The organism is Rummeliibacillus sp. JY-2-4R, from assembly GCF_053847205.1.
Genome location: NZ_CM132623.1, coordinates 1,173,011 through 1,197,597, shown reverse-complemented (window position 1 = coordinate 1,197,597; position 24,587 = coordinate 1,173,011). Strand labels below are relative to the sequence as shown.

The window sequence follows — 24,587 nt, the reverse complement described above, 5'->3', positions numbered from 1 at the left end:
CTCGCTAGCTTCGTTGCCTTCGTGATTTGCTCAATATTATCAATAAAAAATCCCCCGTAAAATTCATCTTTACGGGGGATTATTCAATCACATTATTACTGTTGCTTCTGGCTCATTGTAAATTAGTTGTTTTATTTTATTATTTTCATCTAAAATGGCAACTTTTGGTTCATATGTTTTTGCTTCCTCTGCTGTCATGTAACTATAGCCTATGATAATCACAATATCTCCTGGCTGAACTAGTCTTGCCGCTGCTCCGTTTAAACAAATAACTCCAGAACCTCGAATGCCTGCTATCGTATATGTCTCAAATCGTGCACCGTTATTATTATTTACAATTTGAACTTTTTCATTTGGTAAAATACCAACTGAATCTAGTAAATCTGCATCTATTGTTATACTCCCTACATAGTTTAAATCAGCTTGTGTAACTGTTGCTCGATGGAGTTTAGATGTCATCATCATTTTAAGCATAATTCTATCTCCTTTTTTGAAAAAAGAATATTATCTATTAGTCTTACTTGAGAAAAATAAACTGCTACTGCAAGTAAATAGTGGGAAGTTTCAGGACTTATATTTTTTAAATCAGGATAACTTCGCAATTCTAAATAATCTATTTTACCTGATGTCTCATTTTCAATAATAGATTTTGCAATTTGAATTGCTTGATTTTCTTCTTCTGAATTTAGAAACTCCTCTTTTGCTCGTTGCAAAGCTTTTTGAAGTACAGGTGCTTGTTTTCTTTCCTCTTCTGTTAAGAAAACATTTCTAGAACTTTTGGCTAAACCGTCTTCTTCACGAACAATCGGCACGCTACAAATGTTCACTGGAAAATTATAGTCTCTAACCATCATTTTAATTAAGGCTAATTGTTGAGCATCTTTTTGTCCAAAATACGCATTTGTTGGTTGAATAATATGGAAAAGTTTCGATACTACTTGTAAAACACCATTAAAATGGATGGGTCTTGATGCGCCACAAAGTACTTTTGATGCTGGACCTGCTTCAAATCGAATACCACCATCTGTAGGGTATATTTCTTCTACTGAGGGAGCAAATAGATAATCAACACCCGCATTACTTGCCATTTGTTCATCTCTTGCTAAATCTCTTGGATAACTTTCAAAGTCTTCATTTGGACCAAATTGTGTTGGATTGACAAAGTCGCTCATTACTACAACATCATTGTGTTCTCTTGCAGCTTTCGCTAGTGTTAAATGACCATCATGTAAGTAGCCCATTGTTGGCACTAAAGCAATTGTCTTTCTTTCAACACGATGTTTTTCTAATTCTTGCTGTAATTCTATGATCGTTGTAATCACTTTCATCTTGGTATTCCCCCATAAAGTTGGTCAAGTACCTCATCTGACATGGTAAATTGATGTTTTTGTGCAGGAAAAGTTCCTTGTTTCACTGCATCTCTATATGCTTCAATCCCATCAATAATGGTTTCTCCTGCATTTGCAAAGATTTCTACAAATTTAGGAACATGATGATTTCCATAAGCTAGTACATCGTGGAATACTAATACTTGCCCATCCACTTCTTGCCCAGCTCCAATTCCAATAACAGGTATTTTCAATTTGGAAGCAACAACGCCTGCAAGTTCATGAGGAACACATTCTAAGACAATCGCACAAACACCCGCTGCTTCAAGCTCTAAAGAATCTCTAATTAAATTCTCTGCAGTTTCTACTGTTTTCCCTTGGACTTTATATCCACCCAATACAGCTGCAGATTGAGGTTGTAATCCAAGATGTCCAACAATTGGAATACCTGCTGAAATAAGCGTTTTTATAGAATGAATTAATGGACCTGCACCTTCTACTTTTAATGCATTAGCTCCAGTTTGTTGAAACAATTGAACGCCGTTTCTTAGCGTTTCCGTTACATCTCCATGGTAACTACCAAAAGGCATATCTACGACAATAAATGTATCTTTTGCTCCTCTTCTAGTCGCTTTCCCATGATGAATCATGTCATCTAAAGTTACTTTTACAGTAGAGTCATAACCTAATACGACCATTCCAAGTGAATCCCCGACAAGAATCATATCAATGTTAGCATTTTCAGCTAGCACTGCAGACGGATAATCATATGCTGTTAACATGACAATTTTTTCGTTACGTTCTTTCATTTTTAAGAATTCAGTTGTGCTTTTCATCTTTTTCCTCCTTTTTTGAGGAAGAAAACAAAAAACCCCTCTGTCTAAAAATGGACAGAAGGGTAGTGTTATCATCACATTTGAATCGTTTTCTTCCGTCCCTGTCTAATAAGATCAAGGCAGATATTTTTTGTTATTGTGTTAAGAATAAAGTTTAGGTACAGTTCGATTAGGATACTGTCCTATGATTCCACTATAACAAGAATTAAAACGATTGCCAATATTATTTTTCAAGTTCAATATCAGCAGAATATATTTCTTTAATTGAGCCATCGTCAAGTTGTAATTGTAAAACGCCATCCTTAGTGATGCCAATCGCTTTTCCCACAAACACTTCACGTAAAGTTGTTGCTTTAATACGATTTCCAATCGTACAGGAATATTCTTCCCAGATTGCTTTAATATTTTCAAATCCTTCTTCTATATATTGAGTGCAGAATCTTTCTAAATAATAAAGAATCTTCGCCACAAGTTCTGCACGATCAATATGTTTTCCTGAAGCAATTTTTAGAGATGTAGCAATATCAGCAATTTCATCATCAAAGTCCTCAGGATTGTGATTTACATTAATGCCGATTCCCATTATGATTGCATTGACGCGATCTGGATCCGCTTGCATTTCTGTTAATATACCTGTACATTTCAAACCATTGATTAGTAAATCATTTGGCCATTTAATATCTGGACGTATTCCTACAACATCATGGATTGCAGATGTTATTGCTACAGCCGCAACTAATGTAAACTGTGGTGCTTCATATGGTGGAACATCTGGACGTAAGATAATACTCATAAAAATTCCTTTACCCATTTGTGACTTCCACGGACGCATTAAGCGCCCCCTACCTTCTGTTTGTTCCTCACAAATAACAACTGTACCATTTGGCGCTCCATCTTGTGCATGTTGATGAGCAATGGTTTGTGTAGATGTAAAAGTTTTTTCATAGATAATATGCTTGCCAAAATCTTCTGTCTCAAGTGTTGCTGCGATTTTAGCAGGATTTAATGTATCAGGTGATGAAATCATAATGTACCCCTTTTTCCGAACGGATTCAAATTTATATCCCTCTTCTTCTAACTGTTTCATATGTTTCCATATTGCCGTTCTTGAGATGTTTAGATCATCAGCTAATTGTTGCCCGGAAACTGGCTCCCCTTTAGCTTTAGATAAACGTTTGATTAGTTCAAATTTAATCGGGACGCTCATTTAAAAACCATTCCTTTAATAATAAGTATTTTAGATAAATATACCATATAACAAAAATCTTAATTTGACTACGTTATGCAATTTATTAACTATATCTTAATTCATGAACTTTCATTATCTATATAGATAATAATTGTTGGTCGCTTTTCACCAGCCTTTTTCACATTCTCCATCGCGTCCTTAGTAACCTGCTATCAAACAATTTTTAAGGCCACATGTAAAATATGTCATTTTAGAACCAGATGGGCAAATTAGTTTGATGAAAAAAAAATCATCCAATCAAGGAACTGGTATGCTACCCCTTCTAATTATTGATGAGGGACTAATTGAAAAAGGTCATTCTCACTGGATCAATTGGGAAAGAATGAATAATGGGTCATTAACTTATTAAAAGAAGAAGGTTACGATGATATCAAGAAAATTTACTTTGCTGAATGGTCAAAAGGAAACGGGCTTTATGTTCAGTGCTATCACTAAATTAATTATTAAGAAAATAGAATATATTCTACTTTGTTTTTTACAAAAATTCCCCTACATCCGAAACGTTGATGACAGGGGATTTTTCATTTATGTATTTAAGCTTTCCAAAACTTCAAGGATTTCTTTTTTTAAACTGCGAAGCTCTTCACTTAATGTTTGGAAATCAGTTTTAAGTTGTTCTATGTGATTATTCATTCGTTCCTCCTTAAGAAAAATGATATAGTATTCGGTTTCTATATACCCTAATAATTTGTAAATAAACATCTACCTTCAATCAGTTTGAAGATGGACCCAAATTGATTAATGATTAAAAAGGTGAATTTAATAATTTTTTCTAAATTAGGAGGTTATGGATTAATAAAGACAAAGTAAAAAAGTGACTTAAAAAACGACCTCCTATACTTTGGTCGTTTTTAGTCACCTGTTGTATTATTTCTAAACTATATCTATTTAAATTGTTTAAAATCCTTTGGTATGCTCATTTAAAAACCATTCCTTTATTTGTTGTCTGTCATTTAAAAGACGACCTTCAAGAATTTCAATAAGCATGTTTTTTAGTGATTCTTTTACCCATGGTCCACTTTTTTGCCCGCTCCATTTCATCAAATCATGCCCTTTTACTACTAGATCTGATTTTTGGTGAACCGGCAAATTCAGCTTTACATTCTCAATTTCTTCAAATGTGAATGTATGAGAAAGCCCTTTTCCAAGATTATTTGCAAATTCTAACGCTGTTTTTAATACTTCTAAATCAAATGTAAAATAATCTATTTTTGACCAACCCTTAGATATTAAGGATTGATAAGCATTTATAATCTCTAATGCTTGTTTTTTTTCACTGTTTGAACATTTAAAAGCAGACATAATATTGATCTCTTGCGACTCTTGCAATAGGCAAAAATAAGCCCATCCTTTATAAGCATCTTTGCTTGCTTTAAAAGATTCAAAATCTTCATATTTATCATAATTACCAGGCAAAAATTCAGTTAGACCGGATTTTTGTATGTTTTCCATAGCAATTCCCGGATGTTCACTAACGAAGATTTTATCGAATTCTGCTTTTATTCTCTCTACAGCAATGAAACGGATATCCTTAGCTTGAACAGAAATTGCATGAAAGGTATTGTTCTCTATTTGAAAACCTAGTTGCGCACTAAAACGAATGGCACGGAGCATTCTTAAGGCATCTTCTTTAAAACGTTCCAAAGGATTACCAACAGCTCTTATCACGCCATTTTGTATATCCTCTTTCCCGCCAAATAAGTCAATGATTTCTTGATTACCTGTCATAGCCATAGCATTAATTGTAAAATCTCGTCTTTTCAAATCTTCTGCTAATGACGAAACAAAATGAACTTGATCCGGTCGGCGGTGGTCTTGATAAGTACCCTCAGTTCGATATGTGGTCACTTCTACAGGACAAATTGGATGAATAACTAGTACAGTACCATGTGAAATTCCAACATCTACTGTGTTTGAAAAAACTGTTTTCACCTCGGTAGGTACTGCATTTGTTGCAACATCTACGTCATTTACTCTATGCCCTCTTAACGAATCACGTACAGCCCCACCTACTATCACTGCTTCATATCCATTTTCCTCAAGTAAAGCAATTACCTCAAAAGCTGCTTTCCATGCCTTTTGTTTAATCATATTTTCGTGCCACCTTTTCGTAGAGCGCTTCATATTGTTCTACAATATTAGAAGAATGGAAATTTTGTTTCGCAGTTAGAATTGCATGATTCCTGAATTGTTGAAGTTTTGCTTCATCATTCAATAAATCTATAGCATATGCTGCAGCCTGTTCAAAATCTCCAAGTTCAACTATATAGCCATTTTCTCCATGAGAAATTACTTCAGGAATACCACCGATATTCGTACCGATTCCTGGCACTCCACAAGCCATTGCTTCTAATAAAACGAGACCGAATGCTTCCTTCTCAGACATTAATAATTTTAAATCACTCATTGCATATAACTCAGCTAGATTTTCTTGTTTTCCCAAAAACAAAATATCTGATGCATACGGACACTTTTTCACTTCATGCATGATTTGGTTTTTCTCAGGACCATCGCCTACTAGTAATAATCTTGCTGGCATTTTCTCTCTTACTTTTATAAACGTTCGAATGATATCTGGTACATGTTTTACTTTTCTAAAATTCGAAACATGTATTAATACTCTCTCGTTAGCTTGAATTCCAAAATCCTTTTTGAGCTGACTTCCGTCTCTTGGATAATATTCCCTTTCATCCACAAAATTATAGATGGTTTCAATCGGTTTAGTTGTATCAATTAATTCATATGTTTGTTGTTTTAATGAATTTGAAACAGCAGTTACGATATCCGATTTTTCAATACCATATTTTATGGCGCTTGTTAAGGAAGTATCAATCCCTAATACTGTAATATCTGTGCCATGTAATGTAGTAACAATCCCAATATCTTGTCCAGACATACCACGAGCCAAGACAGCGCATACTGCATGGGGAATTGCATAATGAACATGTAAAACATCTAGTTCTTCACTTTGAATAACATCTGACATTTTACTAGCAAGCGCAATATCATATGGCGGATATTGAAATACTGAATAATTATTGACTTGTACTTCATGGAAAAAAATGTTGGGATAAATTTTATTCAATCGAAATGGCATACTAGATGTGATGAAATGAATTTCATGTCCTTTTTCTGCCAACATTTTACCCAGCTCAGTTGCCATTACGCCAGAGCCACCCACGGTCGGATAACATGTAATACCGATTTTCATTTTCTTCACCCGACCACACTTCCTTTCTATTTTCTGCGTTCTTCTATTAAACGCCAATCGATAAATCCTTCTTGTAACCCTTTCAGTAAAACTTCAGCTGTTCCCATATTCGTAGCAAGTGGAATTTGATAAACATCACTTAAACGGATCAAAGCTGAAACATCTGGTTCATGAGGCTGAGCAGTTAATGAATCCCTAAAGAAAATAACCATGTCCATATCATTATTGGCAACCATAGCGCCAATTTGTTGGTCTCCACCTAATGGACCTGAACGGAATCTTGTTACATCTAATCCTGTTGCATCAATTATTCTTTGCCCAGTAGTACCTGTTGCAAATAATGCATGTTGAGATAGTATGTCGCGATATGCTATCACAAATTGCACCATATCATCTTTTTTCTTGTCATGCGCAATTAAAGCAATTTTCATACGGGTGCACCAAGCTTTCTATAAAATGTTTTCTAAACCATAAACTAATTCATTTAATTCCATTACCTTTTCAATGGATAATTTAACACCTGTCATAAATGATTTTCGATCCATTGAATCATGACGGATTGTTAAAAGCTCACCGGTTCCACCGAACAGCACTTGTTGATGTGCTACAAGACCAGGCAATCGTACGCTATGGATTCGCATACCATCTATATCTGCACCTCTAGCTCCATCAATATTTTCATGTTCTTCTGGATGACCTTGTTTGTGGGCAGTTCTATTTTCAGCAATCAATTGTGCCGTTTTTACTCCAGTACCTGAAGGCGCATCTAATTTTCGATCATGGTGCATTTCAATAATTTCGACATCTGGAAAATAATTTGCAGCCATTTGAGCAAACTTCATCATTAATACTGCACCTACTGCAAAGTTTGGAGCAATAATACATCCAACGCCTGACGATTTAGCAAGATTCTTAAGTTCTTCTAATTGTCCATCACTAAATCCTGTTGTGCCGATTACTGGTCGTACTCCTGCAAAAAGTGCAGTTTTTGTATGTTCATAACCAACTTTCGGTGTAGTTAAATCAACAAATACATCTGCTTTTATAATATCAAATAATGTATGTAACTCTGTATATACAGGGATATTATAGTAATCAGGAAATTGTTCGTATTGTGCCAAATTTGGTGCTATTTCTTTATGATCTAATACAGCCACTAACTCCATATTATCATCATTCATTACAGTATGTACTGCTTCTTGTCCCATTTTACCTCTTGGCCCTGCAATTACAACTCGAATTGTCATTATTTTACTTCCTCTCTATTCCAATGAATTTACAGCATTTGTAGTTTCTTTTCAAACATAATTTTGAAATTCTTTAATTAGGGGAATATATTCTTTACTAGTTGTTGTCAAAATTCACTAAATAAACGATAATATACTCTTGTGTGAGATTTTTAGAAACAAAATCATGTAAAGTAAAATCTTACCCCATCCTAGTTTCTACTTTATCATCTAGCCCTAATGATTTCGATAATTGTTTACAAATTTCTACACGCTTAACGTTATTATACTCTACAACTAAAATGAGGTGAAATTGTATGCCGAAAATCAAACTCAAAAATACTTTGTTTATTATACTAGGAGCTGCACTTTTTGGTTTTGGATTTGTACATTTTAATATACAAATCCATTTGGGTGAAGGCGGTTTTAATGGTATAACGTTAATTTTATACAATGTATTTCATCTTGATCCTGCTATTATGAACTTAGTATTGAATATACCAATGTTCATCATCGGTTGGCGCGTTCTTGGTAAAAAGACTTTTGTCTATACCATTATAGGAACCGTTTCTGTATCTGTCTTTTTGAAAGTATTTCAGATTTATGAATTCCCAATTGATTTACATGATGACATGTTCCTTGTCTCTTTGTTCGCGGGAGTTTTCCTAGGAGTTGGTCTAGGTATAATCTTCCGTTTTGGAGGAACAACAGGTGGCGTCGATATTATCGCTCGACTAGTCAATAAGTTCTTTGGATGGCCAATGGGTAAGACAATGTTTATGTTCGATGCTTGTGTTATCTTGTTATCATGGCTAACTTACTTAGATGCCCGTTCTGTTATGTATACGCTAGTATGCGTATTTGTTACCGCTCAAGTAATTGACTTTGTGCAAGAAGGTGCATATGCAGCAAGAGGTGCTATTATTATTTCAAATAATAACAATGAAATTGCAGAACGTATTACAAAACAAATGGACCGAGGCGTAACATTTTTAAAAGGATTTGGGTATTACACAAAAGAAGAACGCAAAGTAATATACTGCGTAGTAGCCAAAAATGAAATGTTCAAATTAAAAAGTATTGTGCTATCAGTTGACCCACATGCTTTCATATCAGTATCAGAAGTTCATGATGTCAGTGGTGAAGGATTCACATTAGATGATCAAAAACGACCAATAGAATAAATCTTTTATCGTCCATTTCTATAACGAATGTTAAAAACAACAAAAGCATCGATCATTAACCACTGATCGATGCTTTTAATTTGGATATTCACTTTATCTATTCTTCATCATTTCTCATACCTGTATAGACTAACAACAATCGCATCAATTCCATTACTGCAGTTGCTGCCGCTGCTACATATGTTAGGGCCGCTGCACTCAATACTTTTCTAGCATGAGATTCTTCTTCATTTCGGATAATCCCTAAAGATACTACTTGGTTCATTGCACGCTTTGATGCATCAAATTCTACAGGTAATGTTACGATTTGGAATAATACACCAATAGCTAGAAGGATTATACCAACAAGCATTAGTGATCTCATTGATGAACTCAGCATACCAATCATGATGAAAATCCAAGATAGATTTGATGAAATGTTAGCTGCAGGTACTAATTTAGAACGGAATGTTAAGAAAGCATATGCTTCCTTATGTTGAATTGCATGTCCGCATTCGTGTGCTGCAACTGCAGTCCCAGCTACTGATGCATTATGATAATTTTGTGAAGAAAGGTTTACGGTTTGATTCCTTGGATCATAGTAATCAGATAAGACCCCTGAAGTTTCTAACACTCTTACTTGACTCAATCCATTACTATCCAAAATCGTTCTTGCTACTTCTGCACCTGTCATACCAGATGTAGAACGAACTTCTGCATAACGTTGATACGTTTTCATAACTTTACGCTGAGCATAAAGTGGTAGCAACATTAATACAAGAAAATAGACGATATACATCGCAATTGACAAAATACCAGCCTCCTAATTGCTATCATACCTTTATTTTAAGGGGAAACATTTTTACTCGCAAATAAAAACCGTTTTCGTTCGACAAAATAAGCAAGAATTATACAAGCTATAGATAACCAGAATGTAAAGTAACCAATTTGTCTCATATAATCAGAAAGCATACTATAAATTGGCATTTGACCAAATACATAATCAATCATAACATCATGCAATGTCCAAATTGCCGCAATACCTATATGTTTTAGTTTAAAATCATACATTGGAATATATATAATTGCTTGAACTGCCATAGCGAAATGTGAAATAACGAGCATCCATCCAAGATAACCAATTGAACCCATTTGTAATAATGCTAAAATATTCATCACTACTGCCCAAAGTCCATATTTCACTAGAGTAATCAATGCTAGAGCTTCAATAAGACGCCAGTTTTTGCCGAAAATCCAACCTAGTAATGCAATTGAAAAAAACAATGTAGCTGTAGGACTGTCTGGAACAAATATATAGAATATTGGTTTTGTAATAGATAATTGTCCTCCATACCATATATACCCTCCAATAGTTCCCAATATGTTAATAATTAATAAAAGCCACAGAAAAGACTTTGAATATAACATCATCCTTAAAAAAAAGAAAAATTTCTTCATTTTCCCCCTCCTAATTAATAAAGTGAAACTTCAATCCGTGGGGTTTTCCGACGTACAGGACGTACTAGTGCAAACGTTGCGATAGTCGTGGCGTTTTTGGCCTTCCCCACTAATTGTCAGTTGAACAAATCGTGCATTTACGGGCAGTTATCTCCAGCCTTGCGCTTCTTCAAATCTTCTAAAGCCTTTAAAGTTGAGCCAAAAGCCCGTTAATGCAGGATAAGTACTTTATTTATGTAACCTTTCATTGTATCGAACGTCTATGTATGTAGATAGAAAAAAAGAGCCAGTTTCCTGACTCTTCTTCTATTATTCAGCTTTTAATCCTGAGATAAATTTTGCTAATTTATCAAGATCTGCATCTGAGCCTTTAAATTGACCAGCTGGCATACCGCCTTTACCATTATGAGCAATTTTGGCGATTTCTTCTGGTGCTAAGCCAGTATTGGTTAATGCTGGACCTACTCCACCTTGAAGTTTATCACCATGACAATTGATACATGATTGTTTAGCATATACTTTATAACCTGGATCTTCTTGGTTAATTTCAACTGCTTTAACAATTTGGCCTTGTTTTTTAGCAGCTGCCCAGTCATGGTTAACTACTGATTCCCAAGTTAAGAAAACCATAGCACATAGAGCTAATAACATAAATGCTACTGGTAATGGGCGTTTTGTTGGCTTACGTTCAGGGCCTCTATCTAGGAATGGTGCTAACATTAAAGCACCAACTGCAATTGCAGGAACTACAATGGCACCGATAGTATTGTAAGGACCTGAAGCATATTCATATTTAAGTAATTGGTATAAGAATAAGAAATACCAGTCCGGCATTGGAATATAACCTGTGTTAGTTGGATCTGCTTGTCCTTCAAGTGGAGATGGATGAGCAACTGTTAAGATTAAATACCCAACTAAGAATACTGCACCTACCATCCATTCTTTTAATAAGAAGTCAGGCCAGAACGGTTCTGTTTTGCCAGGATATTCGGAATAATCTGGTGGATATACGTTTTTGTTGTTCTTTTGCGGAACACGCGTATCACCTACGAATTTCATTCCTTTTCCTTTATGCATTGTGTCCCCTCCTTAAGGAAATATTGTTGGCTGTATGTAACACTACAATGGGCCAGATATTCCTTGTCTACGAATCATGATAAAGTGTGCTGCAAGCAATGCTAGTAAGACTGCTGGTAAGAAGAATACATGAATAGCAAAGAATCTAGTTAAAGTCTGTGCACCAATAATGTGTGCATCACCAGCTAATAATATTTTAATTAATTCACCAATAAATGGTACTGATGCAGCAATTTGAATACCTACTTTTGTTGCAAATAATGCTTTCATGTCCCAAGGAAGTAGGTAACCTGTAAAGCCAAGGCCTAACATTACACAGAAAATTAGTACCCCAACAATCCAGTTCAGTTCACGAGGTTTTTTATAGGATCCCGTGAAGAAAACACGTAATGTATGAAGGAACATCATTACAATTACGAGGGAAGCGCCCCAGTGATGCATACCACGCACGATTTCACCGAATGCTACCTCATTTTGTAGGTAGTAAACAGATTTCCATGCATTTTCAATATCTGGTACATAGTACATTGTTAAGAACATACCTGATAAGATTTGAATAACCGTAACGAAGAACGTTAACCCCCCGAAACAATATACGAATGCAGAGAAATGATGTGCAGGGTTTACGTGCTCTGGAACTTCATGGTCGGCAATATCACGCCAAATCGGTGTAATATCAAGTCGTTCATCGACCCAATCATAGATTTTATTAAGCACTGATGTCGTACCCCCTTACAATTATACTAAAGTATTTGCTCTTGTTTTTCCGATCAATACTAGACCGTCTTTTACTTTTACTTCAAACTCATCTAAAGGACCAAGTGGTGGTGTACCTGCGATGTTTTTACCGTTTTTCTCATAACGGCCTCCGTGACATGGGCAGTAGAATTGGTTTTTGAAGTCCGGATTCCCTTCCCAGTTTACAGTACAACCTAAATGCTTACATACAGGTGATAATGCAACGATTTTATCGCCATCTTTATACACCCACGCTGTATTTGTAACATCTGATTTGTACCAAGCGTCAACTTGTTCAAAAGTAAAATCTACTTTTACAGGCTTATCAGTAAGTTCTGCGGCTTTTTTATCAGTAGGAACGAAGTCGCCGCCTGCCTTTTTTTGTAGAACTGGATCGATTGCAAAGCGAGCCATTGGCATTAACATACCAGCTGCCATGAAACCGCCTACACCAGTTAATGTGTAGTTCAAGAATTGACGTCTTGTGACACGATTGTTACTCATTCTTTTCCCCCCTCTAACTTCAAATCAGTCCAACGGACAAAAAAACTTATACAAAATAGTAATACTAGGACATATCTATGATATATCAACTAAAATGTTAGGTCAATAATGCAATGCGCTGTTTTGTGACTTTTGTGACTAAATATTGAATGAATAATTAGAAAAATTACTGTGCTGACCATTTAGTAGATAGCATGGGAATAACCTGTCTTAACTGATCACTTAGGACCGATTGTCTAACTTTTTGATCCATATCACCTAAAGGAATCGAAGGAAGCCATATAATATCATAATCTGGTGAAAATTCATTCCATTCATAGTCTGATGTAACAAAGAAAATATATTTAAAACCTGCTTCTATTAATTCATCATAAAAAGCTACTATTATTTCTTTTTTTGACATCGACTTGGTATATGTAATTGGTGAAGTTAGCACAATACGGCCTTTAAATTGTTGCTCAATAAAATTAGTTAATGACATTAAGAATTCTGCCCCAGAAGCACTCTGTTTTATACCTAAATCTGTACCTTCTAAAATAACTAATGGCACAATTGCGGTATCTATAAACTCTTTTTGTTTAATAAACTCTTCTATATCCTTACTTGTCCAATACATGAAATGATTCCTCCTAAAAGAAAACTTCATCCAGTAAAGGATGAAGTTTTTATTGTTCTACATTCTTGATAACGTTTAATAATGCAGATAACTTATAAAACTTCTCTTTGTCATTCTGATCCAATGCTTCATCAATTTGTTTTAAAACTGCTTCTTCTTGGAATGTTTTCATACTATCTTGCAATATTTCCTCTGCTAGTTGGCGATCCGACTCACTAATTTGCAAATAATTTGGCATGTACGGATTTTCCTCTAAAACCGTTAAGTATTCACGACTAGGTGGAACTTTAGGGAAATTCAATTGTATAAACATTTCCTCATCTGGATGAAGCCTTAAATCATGGAAGGATTTTTCCGCATCTGCTGTCATAATGTTACCCCTGTAGAAGCGAAATGGTATGCCTGATGAGTCAGTAGTTGACATGACCATTGCTCGCGGGCAGTAATGTGCTTCCTCAACAAAATGAATATGCTCCAATAATTCATCATGACCAAGCAGATAGTTTAAAATCCATACACACTCACGACGTTTCATTTGGTACTTTTTTAAAAACCAGCGGACAAATTCTTTTTTATCCAAGACAGAAACGGATGCGGTCATATAAAATGAGCCTCCTCTCATTCAAATGATTGTAAAAGATCTTGCCAAGTTGGTTCATCTGGTTGTAACGTCATTAACTCACTAACAACTTTCTTTGCTTCAATGCGTTTACCATCTTCAATTAAAAAATAAGCATACTTTTCAAGGAATAATGGATCTTCCTTATGGTCATTATATGCTAATTGATAAAAATCGTATGCACGTTCATAATTTTCTAATCGATCATAAGAAATCGCTGCAAATGCTGATAATGTAGACCAATCGAAGCTTTCTTTCTCAAGATTCTCAATTATTTCAATTATTTCTTCATCTCTTTCTTCTTTAGAAAGAATTGAAACAAGTATAATAATTGCTTCCATATATTCACTGTCTAACGCAATTGCTTGACGCAAATAATTTTCTGCTTCTTTAGGTAAACTGTTTTTTAACGCCATTTTCCCTGCAAATAAATATAGTTCTTTATCATATTCATCGCGAGTTAATCCTTCTTTAATAACCTCTAATGCTTTTTTATTATTTTCTATCATTGCATAACTTTGAGCTAATAATAAATAGGCAGAAAAATAATCTGGATCTAGCGTTTTTAAATCTTCTGCATAATGAATTGCTGTCTCATACATTTGTGTTTGGAAGGCAGAATAGGCTGCTCCAAATAAAAGATCAGGAGAGGTATTATCTTCAAGCGCTTTAACATAAAACGAAAAGGCTTCTTCATAGGCTGCTCCAGCACGATGTACTTCTGCTAGTCGTTCCACTAATCGTACACCCGCGATTTCAGCTTGTTCTTCATATAATTCATGATAAATGCGGGCAGCTTCAGTAAAACGACCCATTTCCATTAATAATTCTGCTTTTGCAAAATGTAATAATGGTTCATTAGGCAATAAATTCAAAGCCTCTTCAATTCTTTGCTCAGAAACTTCATACAAACCTTGCATTTGATAATAGTCTGCTAAAGCTAATAGTACTTGTGGATATTCAGGGGCATTTTGGCTTATAGACATTAATAAATCTAATGCCTCATCTTCCTGATTTCTTTCCATCATTAGTGTTGCGCGGTCAATTTTAAGTTGTGCTTCATCTGGAAATAAATATTGCAAATGATTTAATATCTCATCTGCTTCATCGACAAATCCGAAATTCGTTAAGAAACCAGACACTTCATATTGCATATCCGGATCAACTTGTAATTTAAACTCTTCAAGCAGATTTTGTATATTTTCTAAATCGCCTTGTTGAATAGCATTAATCATTTTTTTCTGTATATCCATAATGTCACCTAATTCTTCTATTTATACTACATTTCTAATAAAGTCCTACGATTAAGGTTGGGGAAATAGTGCAGAAACTTTCGAACACAATCTGTAAACGTATTTCATCTCTAGTTAAAATTACTCCCCTATAAATGGTACGAATCCCCTACAGACCAATATAGAACCGCTTTTATCATTATGCTACATGACTAATCCTTTATATACAAGAAAAAACTCTCCTAAAATAGGAGAGTTTCATAAATATATAACTTTTAAATTATTTTTTCTAGGTCATTGAAGAATGTTGGGTAGGATACAGCAATGCATTCCCTGTCATCAAGTACAACTGTACCTTCTGTAACTAAAGCAGCAATTGCGCCCATCATTCCGATGCGATGATCACCATATGTTTGAAGTTGAGCTCCATGAAGATTAGTATCCCCATGGATGATCATTCCGTCCTCTGTTCCTTCAATATTTGCACCTAGTTTTTTTAATTCATTGACAACAGCGGTAATACGATCTGTTTCTTTTACTTTTAATTCAGCTGCGTCACGAATAATTGTTGTACCCTTGGCCTTTGTAGCTAGTAATGCGATAATCGGAATTTCATCGATCAATCGAGGTATTAGATCTCCAGAGATGGTTGTCCCTACTAAATCAGAATTTCGTATGATTATTGTTCCAATTGGTTCTGCGGCCTGTTCATCGTCAATTATAATCTCCATGTTAGCCCCCATTGCTTGTAACACATCAATTATACCTGTACGAGTAGGATTTAGGCCAACATTGCGTAAAATGATTTCACTATCCTTAGCTATTGCACCAGCTACTAAAAAGAATGCTGCAGAAGAAATATCACCTGGTACATTGACATGAGTTGCATATAATTTTTGTCCACCTTTATATGAAACTGTACCGTTTTCTACTACCACTTCAGCACCGAATTGGCGAAGCATTCTTTCCGTATGGTCTCTTGAAACCTCTTTTTCGTGAATAACCGTTGTCCCATCAGCAAGTAATCCAGCAAGTAAAATAGCAGATTTTACTTGTGCACTAGCAACTGGCATTGTATATTCAATTGCTTTTAGCGCACTACCTTTTATAGCTAAAGGGGTATACTCTCCATCCATTCTTCCTGTTATATGAGCACCCATTTCACGAAGTGGTGAAAGAACACGCTTCATCGGTCTTTTCCCGATGGATGCATCACCATTTATTACTGTGTGAAATTGAGTACCTGCTAATAATCCTAACATAAGACGAGTTGTTGTTCCTGAATTTCCTGTATATAGAATCTCACTAGGTTCTTCCCAATTTTCGATACCATTACTATTGATTTCAACATTTGTTCCATCCAGTTCAATATCAACGCCTAATTTTCTGAAGCAATCAATTGTGCTTAAACAATCATTCCCTAATAAGAAACCACTTACTGTTGTCTTTCCTTCTGCGATACTACCAAACATTATTGAACGATGAGAAATGGACTTATCACCAGGTACTGTAATTTCGCCTTTTAACGTAGGCTTGTCATAATTTAATTTCACTTCTGTCAAAGTTAACGCACCTACCTTTATGATATATATACCTCATATGGACTACGTCTTTCTATACAATCAGCAGCCTTTTTTCTATCATCCGCATTTTGGAAACTAACGACTAGTATACCAAATACATCTTCCCGTGTTTCAACAATTCGAATGTTACTGATACTTATATGTTCCATTGCCAAATATGCTGTAATTTCAGCAATACTACCAGGATAGTCAGGTACATCAATATACAAATCATATGTAGAATAAAGTGCACCTTGTTCTGTAGCCGGAAGATGATCTCTAAAGATTTTAGCTTCCGCAAAGAAGGATTCAATCTGTTGATCATTACCTTCTTCTAATAATTTTTGCACCCTAGACATTTCTTGTTGCCAATTAGCAAGTTGAGTAATGATTTGTTGACGGTTTTGTAATGTAATATCTCGCCATAAAATAGGGTTTGATGATGCAACCCTAGTTATATCTCTAAAACCACCTGCTGCTAGCATTTTAGTCAAACTATTTTCTTTGCTTTCTTGTGCCAATTGATGTACCAATGAAGCTGCCACTATATGCGGAAAATGACTTACTACAGATGTCATTTGATCATGGGTTTTGGCAGATACAGTTAAAAGTTTTGCACTTGTGTATTGTAGTGCTTCTTTTAACTGTTCAATTTTACTGTTATCTTCGTCTTCATGTGGTGTTAGCATATAAAAGGCATTTTCAAATAGGTAAGGCTTAGCTGCAAGAACACCACTTTTATGAGACCCCGCCATCGGGTGACCTCCAATAAAAGTAATACCTAATTGTTTTAATTCTTCAGCCTTTTGCATAATTAAAAACTTTGTACTTCCTGTATCTGTAATAATTAAATTCTCAGGCAAATCCCAAGTCTTTAATTTTTCCATCCACTCAAGAGTGGCATTTACAGGTGTCGCAAAAATTAGTATATCCGCATTTTTCACTGCAATTTCTGGTTGTTTCGTTACATTCTGTACAACACCTAATACTTTAGCACTTTGAAGCGTGTTATCATTTGCATCATAACCAATCACTCGATGGTTTGGAGACTTTTGTAACGCTAATGCAATTGAACCACCGATTAATCCAAGGCCTATAACAAAGATCGTTTGCTTCAAGCAAAGACGCCTTCTTCTTCTAAGATTTTTGTTAGTTGTGCTAATAAGCCTTCGTTTTGTGCTTGAGTACCAATTGTGACACGAATATAACCAGGTGTACCAAGTGCATTACCGCTTCTAATAATATATCCACGTTGCATTAATTTTTGGAATACTACATCACTGTCTGCTTTCACTTCCATAAGGATGAAATTTGTATCTGTTTTAAAGTAATGTAAACCATGCTCATCACAAAATGCTTCATATTGTTTTTTGCCTTTTATATTTTCCTCACAACACTTTTTAATATATTCTTGGTCTTGTAACGCAACTTGAATAACTGCCTGACTTAATACTGTATTATTGAATGGTCCACGAACTGGATCCATTTTAGAGATTAAATCCTTATTGGCAATACCGTAGCCCACTCGGAATGCAGCTAAGCCATATGCTTTTGAAAAAGTACGTAAAATAATAACATTTGGATATTCATGAATATAAGAAATCGTATCTTTGTGTTTTTCATTTGTAACATATTCAAAATAAGCTTCATCCAGTACGACCAATACATCTTGTGGAACTTTATTCAAAAATGCTTTTAATGGTGCATCCTCTACAACAACGCCTGTTGGATTGTTAGGACTACATACCCAAACGACAGCAGTATTTTCATCAATCGCATCTAGCATTGCATCCAAATCATGGTTACCATCTTTTAATGGAACTTCACGAATTTCAGCACCTTCGATTCTTGCATTTAAGGCATATTGAGAAAATGTTGGTTTACCCATTACTGTATTAACACTTGGGTTCAATAAAGCTCTTGTAATAATGCTAATTAATTCATCTGAACCATTTCCGAAGATTAATTCTTCACCCTTAACACCAAGGTGCTTTGCAACAGACTCTCGCATATCTGTTGCATAACCATCTGGATATAACGCAAAATTAATGGATTCCTTTGCCAAAAATTCATGTACTTTCGGTGTACAGCCAAATGGGTTCTCATTTGAAGCTAATTTAACGATTTCTTCTAAACCAAATTCACGTTTTACCTCATCAATTGATTTACCTGGTTGATAAGCTTGCATTCCTTCAATTTGTTTTTTCCATTTCATCTTTATTCTCCTCTTTCTCGGGTCCTAGCTATTGGCTAAATCAGGACGTAATTTTACCGCATCATTTAAATAGATATGTTTGATATCCTTTTGAGTAATTTCAGTATTTACATGTACTAATACCCGAATACATAATGGTAGTGCTCCAGGTACATTCATTTCATGCATACACATTACCGGAACGTAATTCCAATTGGTTAATGTGCGAACGGCTTTTGCCGGAAACGCTGATACGATATCTGGTGTTGTGGAAATTACTACAGAAGCTACATCTTCAGGTGCAAATTTATTTGCATCAATAATTGCATTCATAAGATTTGAAGTTTCTTGTAAAACAAGATCCGAATCATCATGTGTAATCGTTACTGCTCCCCTTATCCCTCTAATCATTAGATTGCCTCCTCCAATAATTCTCTAAACAGAAGATCGATTTCATGACATTCCGTTTGTGTAATCTTTTGTACAAACGGTTGGCCAATATTTTTTAATAATACAAATTGCAACTCTCCGTACTCTGCCTTTTTATCTTTCAGAAGATAAGATAGTAATTTATCAAAGTTAAAATTGGCAACCGCATCAAATGGATATCCATTTTGCAAAGCAAATTTCAAAAATTGTCTTGTAAAGTCTCTTGTAATTTCCCCATATCGCTCACTTAGCAATAATGCATAGACCATTCCTATCATTACTGCTTCACCATGAGCTACTTTTCCAAACCCTGAAGCTGCTTCAATCGCATGACCATATGTATGACCAAAATTCAAATACTTTCGAACTGAATGCTCTTCCTCATCCTGTTCAACAATATTCGCTTTCACACGAATCCCTTGTTCCAAGTGCTTTTCAATTTGATTTTTTGATAATGTAAGGATGGATGGAACATTCATTAATTCAAGCAGCCACTTTTTGTCAGAAATTAATGCGTGTTTAATAACTTCTGCCATACCAGAGCGAACTTCTCGTTTTGGTAGACTTTCAAGATAATCAATATCGAATATTACACCTTCAGGTTGATAGAAGGCACCAATCATATTTTTTCCTAAGGGATGGTTAATCGCTGTTTTTCCACCTACCGCACTATCATGAGCAAGAATTGTCGTCGGTATTTGTATGAATGGAACCCCTCTCATAAACGTTGCCGCTACAAATCCTGTTAAATCTCCTACAGCTCCTCCACCAAAAGCTAATAGTAATGACTTACGAGTACAATGTTGTTCTAATAGAAAGGACTGAGCGGCAAAATAATTTTCGAATGACTTACATGATTCTCCTCCAGGTAAAACATACACTTCAAATGAATATGGAAAATCATACGTAAATTTTTCTTTATGAATTTGCCAAATATGCTCATCCGTAAATACAATTAACCGATCTGCTTTTGTAATGATTTCTTCAAATGATTGAACGGCTTTTGTTAAATTTCCACTACCAATTTGTACTTCATATGCGTGAGATTGTGCTTTAACAGGAATATTCATACTAAAACTCCTTCGTATATTGCTTCATTGCATCAATTTGTGCTTTTAGTTGTGATAGTTGATCACTATGGAATTGTTCAACAATTGCCTTAGCGATTTCAAACGCAATTGCATGTTCTGCTACAATGGAAGCAGCAGGTACAGCACAGCTATCAGAGCGTTCTACACTTGCTTTAAAAGGTTCTTTTGTATCAATATCTACACTTTGTAATGGTTTATATAAAGTAGGTATTGGCTTCATTACGCCACGAACAACGATTGGCATCCCTGTAGACATACCACCTTCAAGTCCACCTAAGCTATTGGTACGACGAGTATAACCTTCTTCTTCTGACCAAAGAATTTCGTCATGAACTTCACTACCTTTTAAATGCGCCATTTCAAAACCTAGGCCAAATTCTACACCCTTAAAGGCATTGATGCTTAACATTGCAGATGCTAATTTTGCATCTAATTTGCGGTCATATTGAACGTAAGAACCAATCCCAGCTGGTAACCCTTCTACGATTACTTCAACTACACCACCAATAGAGTCACCAGCTTTTTTTGCAGCATCAATTGCTTCTACCATTTTTGCAGATGCGTCTTTGTCCGCACAATAGCATGGATCAACTTCGATGATTTCGCGAATTTCATCTACAGTTTTACCTGTAATACTTTCTTTATTTGCTATAACACCACCGATTTCTGTCACATGAGAAACAATTTTAATTCCAAGTTCATTTAATAGCGCTTTTGCTACTGCTCCCACTGCAACTCGTACGGTCGTTTCACGTGCAGATGAGCGTTCTAGAACATTTCGCAAATCCCGATGACCATACTTCATTCCACCAACTAAATCAGCATGTCCTGGGCGTGGTCTCGTAATTTTACGTTTAATATCATCCGGATTTACATCCTCAGGTAAAGGTTCTGCACCCATAATTTTAGTCCAGTGTGTCCAGTCATCATTCTTTACGACTAAAGCTACTGGTGATCCCAATGTTTTGCCGTGTCGAACACCTGACGTAATTTCGACAGTATCCGTTTCAATTTGCATCCTGCGACCTCTACCATGGCCGCCTTGGCGACGTTTTAATTCCTTGTTAATAACTTCTGCAGTTAGTGGTAACTGCGCAGGTAATCCCTCTATAATTGTTGTAAGTTGTGGACCATGTGATTCTCCTGCTGTTAAATAACGCATAACACTTTCCCCCTTCAACTCGCTAAAGTATCTGTTTTTCACTATAACATATTTTACCGTAAAAAAGCAGTATGTTAACTTAAATTATTAAAATAATCATACTATTAATTTTAATTTATAAAAAGTCGCTTTTCTATTTTAATTTGAAAAGCGACTTTTTATAGATTTATCCGACATTAATTTAATTTTTGATCAACTGGAAAGCTTCCGGAAATTTAAGGAAACTCAGGGCTGGAAGATAACTACCCTTAAACACCGATTGGTTCTTAGCAGGCAAGAAGTTATTACTCATTTAATTAATTTACTTAGCGAACTTGAGCCTTAAGTTCCTATTTATCAGTGTGGGATGGCCCACTAAAAACGCAACGTTGGCACTAGTACCTCCTGCACATCAAAATCTCCAATTATTGAAGTTTTACTTTATGTAATTTTTTTATATTTTTTTATAGAAGAACGTATCTTCTATATCGAAAGAGTATTTGGATGGATTAAAGATTTGCTCGGTACTCCCTACAAACAAGACACCCTCTGGATGGAGAGAATTACTAAAGTTACGATATATTTGATCCTTTGCTTCTTCAGTGAAATAAATCATCACATTTCTGCAAACGATCAAATCAAAGTTCGTATCATAGGGATCTTTTAAAAGATTATGTTTTTTGAATGTCACTGTTCTTTTAATTTCATCTTTCACATTAAAATATAATCCGTTATGCTCAAAATACTTAGTTTTTATACTAAGTGGCACTTCTGCTAGAGAACGTTCATGGTAGCTTCCAATTTTCGCCATATCAATTGCAGTTTCATCTAAATCAGTTGCTAAGATAGATATTTGCGATAATGGTATGAAATTAGATAATACCATTGCTAACGTATAAGGTTCTTCACCTGTAGAACATGCTGCACTCCATATTTTAAGTCTCTTATTACTTTGTAATAGCCTTGGAAATATTTTATTTTGTAATACTTCCCATCTCTTTCCATTGCGGTAGAATTCAGATACGTTAATAGTCATACGATCTAGAAACTCATCTAGAAGTTTATGGTCTTTTTCAATCCCTTTAAAAAATTCATAAAAGCTTTTGAAACCTCTTTTTTCATAAAGGGATGTCAGTCTTCTTTTCATTTGGGCTTCTTTATATAAGCTCAAGTCAATGCCTGTTTTACGTTTAACGTTCGCAATAAATTCTTCGTAATCTGTCATAGATTTCTTCCCTCTCTTTAGTCCTACTTTAATTATACCGAATAGCGCTAAATTCTTAAATAGAAGAAATTGAGAGATTATTAAAAATAATAACTTTTTAATTTGCTTATGCAATTCATGCTGGTACATCCCTTTTTTGATTAGGAAAATAATTATAATAAAAAAGACTGTCCACGAATAGTGGACAGTCTTAATTTTGTTAGATTAGTGTAATTCTTCTGCTTTGAAGAATAAACCGATTTCGCGTTCAGCTGATGCTGGTGAATCTGAACCATGGATTACGTTTTGAGATACTGTAGTTGAGTAGTCACCACGGATTGTTCCTGGTTGAGATTCAGCTGGGTTAGTAGCACCCATCATAAGACGAGCAACAGAGATTACGTTTTCGCCTTCCCATACCATTGCAAATACTGGACCAGAAGTGATGAATTCAGTTAATTCACCAAAGAATGGTCTTTCAGCATGTTCTGCATAGTGTTTTTCAGCTAATTCTTGAGAAATTTGCATAAGTTTTGCACCTTTAAGTACAAAGCCTTTGCGTTCAAAGCGGTCAACGATTTCACCAACTAATTGACGTTTAACGCCGTCTGGTTTCACCATTAAAAATGTTTTTTCGATAGCCATTGTAAAAATACAACTCCTTAAGATTATCTAGGTATTAAACCTTACTTGAAAATATTATCATTGAACGAGTCAATGTTCAACAATTACTGTTAAAATTTACGTTTTCCCATATATAATGCTATATCTCTTAAAGATTTTTTAAAAGAATTATTGGGCAATGCTTCTATTTCTTTTAAAGCCTTTTGTAAGTAAAGATTACTTATTTGATATGATTCTTCAATTGCCTTTGAATTTCTAATTTTCTTCAAAAATTCTTGTCTTTCGTCTTCTTTCATGGTGCCGTCTAATGCCTTATCAATTAGTGGACGTATTTCTACATTATCCCTAACCATCATTATTGGAAGTGTAATATTACCTTGCATAAGATCACTTCCTGCTGGCTTACCAAGTTGTTTATCAGTTGCAGTTAAATCGAGAATATCATCAATTATTTGGAAGGACATACCTACATAATAACCAAATCGTTTTAAATGATTTGATACTTTGTCATCCGCTCCAGCAGCAACTGCACCTAATTGGCAACTCGATGAGATTAGCAATGCTGTTTTGCGTTTAATACGCCGAAAATAATCTCTAATATTTTGATTTAACTGCATCTTGTCCTCAATTTGAATGATTTCCCCAACACAAATTTCAACCATTGTTTTAGATAAAATTTTATGTGCTTTTGGATTTTCTATTTTCGTCATATACTCTAATGCTTTAGCAAAAATAAAATCTCCAACATACATGGCAACTCGATTATTCAACTGCGATTTAACCGTAGGACGCCCTCTCCGTAGCTCTGAGTCGTCGATTACATCATCATGTACAAGTGAAGCCATATGAATTAATTCGAGTGGAACTGCAACATTCTTCATTTGTTGAATATCATACTCACCAAATTTCGCACCAATTAGCACAAAAACTGGACGAATGCGTTTACCACCAGCTTTCAACAAATGGAGAGAAGCATCTTTCAAATAGTGTGAAGACGAATCCAACGCTGATTCTAATTCTTTTTCGATGATTCTTATGTCTGATTGCAAGTCAGCATAAAGAAGCTTTAACTTCATCTTTTCCAC

Annotated in this window: 27 protein-coding genes; 2 read left to right on the top strand and 25 right to left on the bottom strand. The window is 35.1% G+C overall.

Features of this window, described 5'->3' with window-relative positions:
* Positions 1-87 precede the first annotated feature (87 nt).
* The 4 genes from panD to ACWV26_RS05590 all read right to left on the bottom strand — a co-directional run bounded on the left by panD (position 88) and on the right by ACWV26_RS05590 (position 3,371).
* A complete protein-coding gene (panD, locus tag ACWV26_RS05605) occupies positions 88-474 on the bottom strand; it encodes an aspartate 1-decarboxylase (RefSeq protein ID WP_455897387.1) in 387 nt (128 codons plus the stop codon).
* Complete coding sequence (gene panC / locus ACWV26_RS05600; protein ID WP_455897386.1) at positions 462-1,328, bottom strand: pantoate--beta-alanine ligase; 867 nt, start codon at positions 1,326-1,328, stop codon at positions 462-464. Before panC ends, panD begins: the two co-directional genes overlap by 13 nt.
* A complete protein-coding gene (gene panB / locus ACWV26_RS05595) occupies positions 1,325-2,164 on the bottom strand; it encodes a 3-methyl-2-oxobutanoate hydroxymethyltransferase (protein WP_455897385.1) in 840 nt (279 codons plus the stop codon). Before panB ends, panC begins: the two co-directional genes overlap by 4 nt.
* A 223-nt stretch (positions 2,165-2,387) precedes the next feature.
* Positions 2,388-3,371: a biotin--[acetyl-CoA-carboxylase] ligase gene (locus ACWV26_RS05590; RefSeq protein WP_455897384.1), complete on the bottom strand. Its 984-nt coding sequence runs from the start codon at positions 3,369-3,371 to the stop codon at positions 2,388-2,390.
* A gap of 259 nt (positions 3,372-3,630) precedes the next feature.
* Between ACWV26_RS05590 and ACWV26_RS05585 the strand changes: the two genes are divergently transcribed.
* On the top strand, positions 3,631-3,762 hold the full coding sequence (locus ACWV26_RS05585; RefSeq protein ID WP_455898186.1) for a hypothetical protein: 132 nt from the start codon (positions 3,631-3,633) through the stop codon (positions 3,760-3,762).
* A 548-nt stretch (positions 3,763-4,310) separates the two neighbouring features.
* On the opposite strand, the gene ACWV26_RS05580 is transcribed toward ACWV26_RS05585, so the two are convergent.
* Genes ACWV26_RS05580 through dapB form a run of 4 tightly spaced genes read right to left on the bottom strand, consistent with a single transcriptional unit; the run spans position 4,311 to position 7,871 of the window.
* The gene (locus tag ACWV26_RS05580) at positions 4,311-5,504 is read right to left on the bottom strand and encodes a CCA tRNA nucleotidyltransferase (protein WP_455897383.1); all 1,194 of its coding nucleotides are present in this window, start codon (positions 5,502-5,504) and stop codon (positions 4,311-4,313) included.
* A complete protein-coding gene (gene bshA / locus ACWV26_RS05575) occupies positions 5,497-6,633 on the bottom strand; it encodes an N-acetyl-alpha-D-glucosaminyl L-malate synthase BshA (RefSeq protein WP_455897382.1) in 1,137 nt (378 codons plus the stop codon). Before bshA ends, ACWV26_RS05580 begins: the two co-directional genes overlap by 8 nt.
* A gap of 17 nt (positions 6,634-6,650) precedes the next feature.
* Positions 6,651-7,055 carry a methylglyoxal synthase gene (gene mgsA, locus ACWV26_RS05570; protein WP_455897381.1) on the bottom strand — a complete coding sequence of 135 codons (405 nt, stop codon included), beginning with the start codon at positions 7,053-7,055 and terminating at the stop codon, positions 6,651-6,653.
* Between the two features lie 18 nt (positions 7,056-7,073).
* On the bottom strand, positions 7,074-7,871 hold the full coding sequence (gene dapB / locus ACWV26_RS05565) for a 4-hydroxy-tetrahydrodipicolinate reductase (RefSeq protein WP_455897380.1): 798 nt from the start codon (positions 7,869-7,871) through the stop codon (positions 7,074-7,076).
* 296 nt (positions 7,872-8,167) lie between these two features.
* Between dapB and ACWV26_RS05560 the strand changes: the two genes are divergently transcribed.
* Positions 8,168-9,034, top strand: coding sequence for a YitT family protein (locus ACWV26_RS05560; protein ID WP_455897379.1), 867 nt, complete (start codon positions 8,168-8,170; stop codon positions 9,032-9,034).
* A 97-nt stretch (positions 9,035-9,131) separates the two neighbouring features.
* Here ACWV26_RS05560 and ACWV26_RS05555 read toward each other — a convergent pair whose 3' ends face one another.
* The 17 genes from ACWV26_RS05555 to hepT form a co-directional block, all read right to left on the bottom strand.
* Positions 9,132-9,812, bottom strand: a complete 681-nt coding sequence (locus ACWV26_RS05555) for a zinc metallopeptidase (RefSeq protein ID WP_455898185.1) — start codon at positions 9,810-9,812, stop codon at positions 9,132-9,134.
* Positions 9,813-9,859: 47 nt separating this feature from the next.
* Positions 9,860-10,471, bottom strand: a complete 612-nt coding sequence (locus ACWV26_RS05550; protein WP_455897378.1) for a DUF1405 domain-containing protein — start codon at positions 10,469-10,471, stop codon at positions 9,860-9,862.
* 309 nt (positions 10,472-10,780) lie between these two features.
* Positions 10,781-11,548, bottom strand: a complete 768-nt coding sequence (locus tag ACWV26_RS05545; RefSeq protein WP_455897377.1) for a c-type cytochrome — start codon at positions 11,546-11,548, stop codon at positions 10,781-10,783.
* Between the two features lie 42 nt (positions 11,549-11,590).
* A complete protein-coding gene (qcrB, locus tag ACWV26_RS05540) occupies positions 11,591-12,265 on the bottom strand; it encodes a menaquinol-cytochrome c reductase cytochrome b subunit (RefSeq protein WP_455897376.1) in 675 nt (224 codons plus the stop codon).
* A 21-nt stretch (positions 12,266-12,286) separates the two neighbouring features.
* On the bottom strand, positions 12,287-12,790 hold the full coding sequence (locus tag ACWV26_RS05535; protein WP_455897375.1) for a QcrA and Rieske domain-containing protein: 504 nt from the start codon (positions 12,788-12,790) through the stop codon (positions 12,287-12,289).
* 166 nt (positions 12,791-12,956) lie between these two features.
* Positions 12,957-13,406, bottom strand: a complete 450-nt coding sequence (locus ACWV26_RS05530) for a DUF2487 family protein (RefSeq protein WP_455897374.1) — start codon at positions 13,404-13,406, stop codon at positions 12,957-12,959.
* Between the two features lie 49 nt (positions 13,407-13,455).
* Positions 13,456-14,007, bottom strand: a complete 552-nt coding sequence (locus tag ACWV26_RS05525) for a ReoY family proteolytic degradation factor (protein ID WP_455897373.1) — start codon at positions 14,005-14,007, stop codon at positions 13,456-13,458.
* Positions 14,008-14,024: 17 nt separating this feature from the next.
* Entirely contained in the window at positions 14,025-15,278 is a 1,254-nt protein-coding gene (locus ACWV26_RS05520; protein ID WP_455897372.1) for a tetratricopeptide repeat protein, read from the bottom strand.
* 254 nt (positions 15,279-15,532) lie between these two features.
* Entirely contained in the window at positions 15,533-16,819 is a 1,287-nt protein-coding gene (aroA, locus tag ACWV26_RS05515; protein WP_455897371.1) for a 3-phosphoshikimate 1-carboxyvinyltransferase, read from the bottom strand.
* Positions 16,820-16,836: 17 nt separating this feature from the next.
* Entirely contained in the window at positions 16,837-17,937 is a 1,101-nt protein-coding gene (locus ACWV26_RS05510; protein WP_455897370.1) for a prephenate dehydrogenase, read from the bottom strand.
* On the bottom strand, positions 17,934-19,034 hold the full coding sequence (gene hisC, locus ACWV26_RS05505; RefSeq protein WP_455897369.1) for a histidinol-phosphate transaminase: 1,101 nt from the start codon (positions 19,032-19,034) through the stop codon (positions 17,934-17,936). Before hisC ends, ACWV26_RS05510 begins: the two co-directional genes overlap by 4 nt.
* 24 nt (positions 19,035-19,058) lie before the next feature.
* Positions 19,059-19,424: a chorismate mutase gene (gene aroH, locus ACWV26_RS05500; RefSeq protein WP_455897368.1), complete on the bottom strand. Its 366-nt coding sequence runs from the start codon at positions 19,422-19,424 to the stop codon at positions 19,059-19,061.
* Positions 19,424-20,512, bottom strand: coding sequence for a 3-dehydroquinate synthase (gene aroB, locus ACWV26_RS05495; RefSeq protein ID WP_455897367.1), 1,089 nt, complete (start codon positions 20,510-20,512; stop codon positions 19,424-19,426). Before aroB ends, aroH begins: the two co-directional genes overlap by 1 nt.
* Before the next feature lies 1 nt (position 20,513).
* Entirely contained in the window at positions 20,514-21,695 is a 1,182-nt protein-coding gene (gene aroC / locus ACWV26_RS05490) for a chorismate synthase (protein ID WP_455897366.1), read from the bottom strand.
* Between the two features lie 433 nt (positions 21,696-22,128).
* Positions 22,129-22,899 (bottom strand): CheR family methyltransferase, encoded by a 771-nt coding sequence (locus tag ACWV26_RS05485; protein WP_455897365.1) that lies wholly within the window; start codon positions 22,897-22,899, stop codon positions 22,129-22,131.
* 204 nt (positions 22,900-23,103) lie between these two features.
* Positions 23,104-23,523 (bottom strand): nucleoside-diphosphate kinase, encoded by a 420-nt coding sequence (ndk, locus tag ACWV26_RS05480; protein ID WP_455897364.1) that lies wholly within the window; start codon positions 23,521-23,523, stop codon positions 23,104-23,106.
* A gap of 89 nt (positions 23,524-23,612) precedes the next feature.
* Positions 23,613-24,587 carry a heptaprenyl diphosphate synthase component II gene (gene hepT, locus ACWV26_RS05475; protein WP_455897363.1) on the bottom strand — a complete coding sequence of 325 codons (975 nt, stop codon included), beginning with the start codon at positions 24,585-24,587 and terminating at the stop codon, positions 23,613-23,615.

What these genes read in the sequence shown, in the direction of transcription:
- panD (WP_455897387.1), bottom strand. Translation starts at nt 474, where the DNA reads ATGCTTAAAATGATGATGACATCTAAACTCCATCGAGCAACAGTTACA.
- panC (WP_455897386.1), bottom strand. Translation starts at nt 1,328, where the DNA reads ATGAAAGTGATTACAACGATCATAGAATTACAGCAAGAATTAGAAAAA.
- panB (WP_455897385.1), bottom strand. Translation starts at nt 2,164, where the DNA reads ATGAAAAGCACAACTGAATTCTTAAAAATGAAAGAACGTAACGAAAAA.
- ACWV26_RS05590 (WP_455897384.1), bottom strand. Translation starts at nt 3,371, where the DNA reads ATGAGCGTCCCGATTAAATTTGAACTAATCAAACGTTTATCTAAAGCT.
- ACWV26_RS05585 (WP_455898186.1), top strand. Translation starts at nt 3,631, where the DNA reads ATGAAAAAAAAATCATCCAATCAAGGAACTGGTATGCTACCCCTTCTA.
- ACWV26_RS05580 (WP_455897383.1), bottom strand. Translation starts at nt 5,504, where the DNA reads ATGATTAAACAAAAGGCATGGAAAGCAGCTTTTGAGGTAATTGCTTTA.
- mgsA (WP_455897381.1), bottom strand. Translation starts at nt 7,055, where the DNA reads ATGAAAATTGCTTTAATTGCGCATGACAAGAAAAAAGATGATATGGTG.
- dapB (WP_455897380.1), bottom strand. Translation starts at nt 7,871, where the DNA reads ATGACAATTCGAGTTGTAATTGCAGGGCCAAGAGGTAAAATGGGACAA.
- ACWV26_RS05560 (WP_455897379.1), top strand. Translation starts at nt 8,168, where the DNA reads ATGCCGAAAATCAAACTCAAAAATACTTTGTTTATTATACTAGGAGCT.
- ACWV26_RS05555 (WP_455898185.1), bottom strand. Translation starts at nt 9,812, where the DNA reads ATGTATATCGTCTATTTTCTTGTATTAATGTTGCTACCACTTTATGCT.
- ACWV26_RS05550 (WP_455897378.1), bottom strand. Translation starts at nt 10,471, where the DNA reads ATGAAGAAATTTTTCTTTTTTTTAAGGATGATGTTATATTCAAAGTCT.
- ACWV26_RS05545 (WP_455897377.1), bottom strand. Translation starts at nt 11,548, where the DNA reads ATGCATAAAGGAAAAGGAATGAAATTCGTAGGTGATACGCGTGTTCCG.
- ACWV26_RS05535 (WP_455897375.1), bottom strand. Translation starts at nt 12,790, where the DNA reads ATGAGTAACAATCGTGTCACAAGACGTCAATTCTTGAACTACACATTA.
- ACWV26_RS05530 (WP_455897374.1), bottom strand. Translation starts at nt 13,406, where the DNA reads ATGTATTGGACAAGTAAGGATATAGAAGAGTTTATTAAACAAAAAGAG.
- ACWV26_RS05525 (WP_455897373.1), bottom strand. Translation starts at nt 14,007, where the DNA reads ATGACCGCATCCGTTTCTGTCTTGGATAAAAAAGAATTTGTCCGCTGG.
- ACWV26_RS05520 (WP_455897372.1), bottom strand. Translation starts at nt 15,278, where the DNA reads ATGGATATACAGAAAAAAATGATTAATGCTATTCAACAAGGCGATTTA.
- hisC (WP_455897369.1), bottom strand. Translation starts at nt 19,034, where the DNA reads ATGAAATGGAAAAAACAAATTGAAGGAATGCAAGCTTATCAACCAGGT.
- aroH (WP_455897368.1), bottom strand. Translation starts at nt 19,424, where the DNA reads ATGATTAGAGGGATAAGGGGAGCAGTAACGATTACACATGATGATTCG.
- aroB (WP_455897367.1), bottom strand. Translation starts at nt 20,512, where the DNA reads ATGAATATTCCTGTTAAAGCACAATCTCACGCATATGAAGTACAAATT.
- aroC (WP_455897366.1), bottom strand. Translation starts at nt 21,695, where the DNA reads ATGCGTTATTTAACAGCAGGAGAATCACATGGTCCACAACTTACAACA.
- ACWV26_RS05485 (WP_455897365.1), bottom strand. Translation starts at nt 22,899, where the DNA reads ATGACAGATTACGAAGAATTTATTGCGAACGTTAAACGTAAAACAGGC.
- ndk (WP_455897364.1), bottom strand. Translation starts at nt 23,523, where the DNA reads ATGGCTATCGAAAAAACATTTTTAATGGTGAAACCAGACGGCGTTAAA.